The organism is Enterobacter sp. CGMCC 5087 (genome assembly GCF_003144775.1).
Classification (GTDB): Bacteria; Pseudomonadota; Gammaproteobacteria; order Enterobacterales; family Enterobacteriaceae; genus Enterobacter; species Enterobacter cloacae_M.
In genome coordinates this window covers 1-3,067 of record NZ_QFXN01000318.1, presented here as the reverse complement: position 1 = coordinate 3,067, position 3,067 = coordinate 1, and the positions used below count along the sequence as shown (strand labels likewise).

3 protein-coding genes are annotated in these 3,067 nt (G+C 53.8%); 2 read left to right on the top strand and 1 reads right to left on the bottom strand.

Annotated elements, in window-relative coordinates; genetic code table 11:
• The first annotated feature begins 938 nt into the window (after positions 1–938).
• The gene (locus DEO48_RS25750; RefSeq protein ID WP_109846690.1) at positions 939–1,325 is read left to right on the top strand and encodes a VOC family protein; all 387 of its coding nucleotides are present in this window, start codon (positions 939–941) and stop codon (positions 1,323–1,325) included.
• Between the two features lie 89 nt (positions 1,326–1,414).
• On the opposite strand, the gene DEO48_RS25745 is transcribed toward DEO48_RS25750, so the two are convergent.
• Positions 1,415–2,737 (bottom strand): glycoside hydrolase family 28 protein, encoded by a 1,323-nt coding sequence (locus tag DEO48_RS25745; protein WP_258306210.1) that lies wholly within the window; start codon positions 2,735–2,737, stop codon positions 1,415–1,417.
• 99 nt (positions 2,738–2,836) lie between these two features.
• Here DEO48_RS25745 and DEO48_RS25740 point away from each other — a divergent pair.
• Positions 2,837–3,067, top strand: a 231-nt coding sequence (locus DEO48_RS25740) for an inovirus-type Gp2 protein (protein ID WP_375232178.1), incomplete at its 3' end; no start/stop codon positions are given.

Sequence of the window (3,067 nt, the reverse complement as noted above, 5' to 3'; positions counted from 1 at the left end):
TATTATCTTAGTGGGTTATTATCTTAAGAATTAACTTCAAAGGTTACTTAAGGGTAAGAGGTAAGTAATGCTGTTTCAGTCGATATACTGTCTGAGAGAATGTGTCACTACCCGGTAACGATTACCGATGCTGAAAGGTGCTGAACCAGTGAACAGTCTTAATCGTGGGGGCACTTATGATGACTGTAACTGAGTCGGGAAGCCTTAAAGGTGTAAGTATTATAGAGGGGGAATAACGACGTGATAACAGCATTGTCGTTTATTCGATGTCTGTGGTAGCGGGGTATTGCCAATACGTTAGCAGGCAATCATCAGACCGGGAGATATTGTCACTGGTGCGTAAGTCCTCATTAAGCAGGATATAGCTGTTATCAGATGAGCCCGTGTATGTGCTGGCAGTTAACCTGCACTCAGTGTCTGGTGAGCGTTATTAGCGCTATCCGCCAGGCATAACGTTCTTCTACCCTGGCTGACTATAACAGGTAATACGTTCATCAGTAATCACTGGGTGGACTGTGCTAATCATTGTGGTGCGTATCCGGATATTGTTTACGTCAGTTAACTCTACAGTAGAGGCTGTAGCCTGTAACGGGAGTAATAGCCCGGGCTGATACTCCTGACTTAATTAATTCGCTAAAGGGAATGCCTGCAGTGAATTATTAAAAATGGCTGACGGGTATCTTTACGAAGAATAACTAACGCACTGAGTTTGCGTTATTGGCTAAAACGACGGAGCCTTATGATTATGTATGTCTTTGAGGCTTCCTGTAAGGCTATATAACCGTATTGGATAACACGGTAGTGGAAATCTGTGGATAGAATGAATACGTCGCTCCTGATGCGTTACAGAGCGTTTAAACTGATGCTGGTTGCTACAGCATTTCGTATTGTTCGGGTAAAGTCTGCGGAACTGAATCTGCTAAGGACAAAACCATTTCATGAAAGCAAACGTAGAGTATAAATTTCACCATTTAGGTATACCGGTTCAGGACGGGGATACTTCAGGTAAGTACAGTGCCAGCGCTGGTATGTATACCACCGATAATTCGGGCACGTTTCGGGCGCAATGGCATCGTTTCACTGAAGACTCACCGCTCCATCCATTGCTGAAAACCGTTCCGCATGTGGCCTTTAAGGTCAGCAGTCTGGCCGAGGCGATAGCGGGGGAGACGGTGATTCTGGGGCCCTATGAACCGATTGATGATTACCGGGTGGCGGTCATTGATGACGGCGGTGTGCCGATTGAGCTGATTGAAACCACACTCAGCGATGAAGATCTGTGGGCGCGTGCGGCCTCCGGGCAGGGGAGTTTGTACCGAAAATAATACCGGCGTGAGAGCGCCATCAACGCGCTGTGGCTGATGCTTTCTGCTATGCCCTTTGCACGCATCTCGCCGCATACCGGAAGCCGACATTAGGGCCTCCCGGTTTCCGGAAAAGGTATCCAGTTGCATTGCGGTGTCTGAGCGGAAGGTGAAGCTGGCATACCGGGCGGGGCAGGGGATACGCCGCCATGGCCGATGAGGACATGCGCATTTTCCACCTGCCATTGCGCACCGGCGCTGAAATGGACGCCATCCAGACTGACGAATACCGGGTGCAGGGCGTCGTAGCCCTTTATCACCAGTTTGCCTTCCTCCCCACTCACCTGCCGCAGCCGGATAGCCTGATACACCGGGATGTGCTCGCCTCTGGCATGGATATCGTAGCGGGTGTCGATGTCAACGGGTCTGCGGTTGTGTCGCAGGCAGATGTTCTGGTAATCAACACGCTCCACCCGTCCTCCACGGCTGGGGTCACTTTTGATGCGCAGCCCTGAGGTGGTGCCATCCAGCGTCAGGTCTTTTATCAGTACGTCACTGACGCCACCCCGGGTTTCGCTGCCGACAGACATTCCGTGCCCGGCGTAGAGATGATTGCTGAGAAGGGAGATATACCGTGCCGGTCCGCCACTGCCGGCCTTGATGGCGATATTGTCGTCCCCGGTGCGAATAAAACTGTGCGCGACGGTGACATCCGATGATGAGATGGGGTCAATACCATCGGTATTGCGGGCGCTGGCCGGCGTGTCGATGGTGATACCCCAGACCGTCACCCCGGTGGACTGTTTTATCACTAGGTGGAAACCCGGCGCATTGCGTAAGTGCACGCGGTAGAGCGTGATGTCGCGGGCGTGGTCCGCCTCAATCAGCCGGGGCTCATTCTGTTTAAGCCCGGTTGTCTGGGCGCGTCGGGCCAGTGCCCACCAGGTCTCATTGCTACCGGTCATTGTCTGACCACCCTGTCCGTCAATGATGCCGTCACCGGCGACACTGCTGCCGGTACCCGTGATGAGGATAAACGGACGGCAACCCTCTCCCTGCGTGTCGAGCGTACCGCAACGCTGCTGACCGCGATCATAAACCTGAGGATTACGTGACGCCGCCAGTATAGCGCCCTTCTCAAGCCAGAGCGAGACGCCATCAGGTATGCGCAGCGGGCCACTCGGATAATAGCCTGCCGCCAGAAGGACCGTGCTTCCGCGCTGGCAGTGGTTCAGCGCCGTCTGCAGGTTATCCGCAGGCGGTGACAGCGTGGCACAGATTGCGCCGGGCAGGGCGGGCTCTGTTACATGGCGACGATCTGCCGCCAGCGTGGTGTGGCACAGCGGTAGCATCAGCAGGGCTGACATCAGAAAAAAACGGCTCACCCGCAGAAGTGCCGGCGAGTGACACCCGGGGGCATGCGCAGTCGTCATGTTTTTGCCTCGTTGTTACCGGCCGTCAGGGGACATCCCCCGGTAGTATATCGAATCAGGTGCGTCGGACAGTATTTTTTAACGGCACCGGTAATGGTTATGAACACTAACCCACCGGAGTCCATTTCAATGAGTTACACCTACCACTCTCACTGGCATCAACGTATTGCCGATACCTTTAACTGCGCGCTAAACGCTTATACCCGTGTACTGGCCCTGCGCGTTGACCTAAGGCTGCCGGATTCGCCAGCGGCCACCGATGCCGCCGTTATCTCCCGTTTTACTGATTCCCTGAAGGCCCGTATTGACGCGTACTTTCAGCGTAAGCGT

Bases quoted from the DNA above. Each gene is read 5' to 3' on its own strand.
- DEO48_RS25750 (WP_109846690.1), top strand. From the start codon at position 939: ATGAAAGCAAACGTAGAGTATAAATTTCACCATTTAGGTATACCGGTT.
- DEO48_RS25745 (WP_258306210.1), bottom strand. From the start codon at position 2,737: ATGACGACTGCGCATGCCCCCGGGTGTCACTCGCCGGCACTTCTGCGG.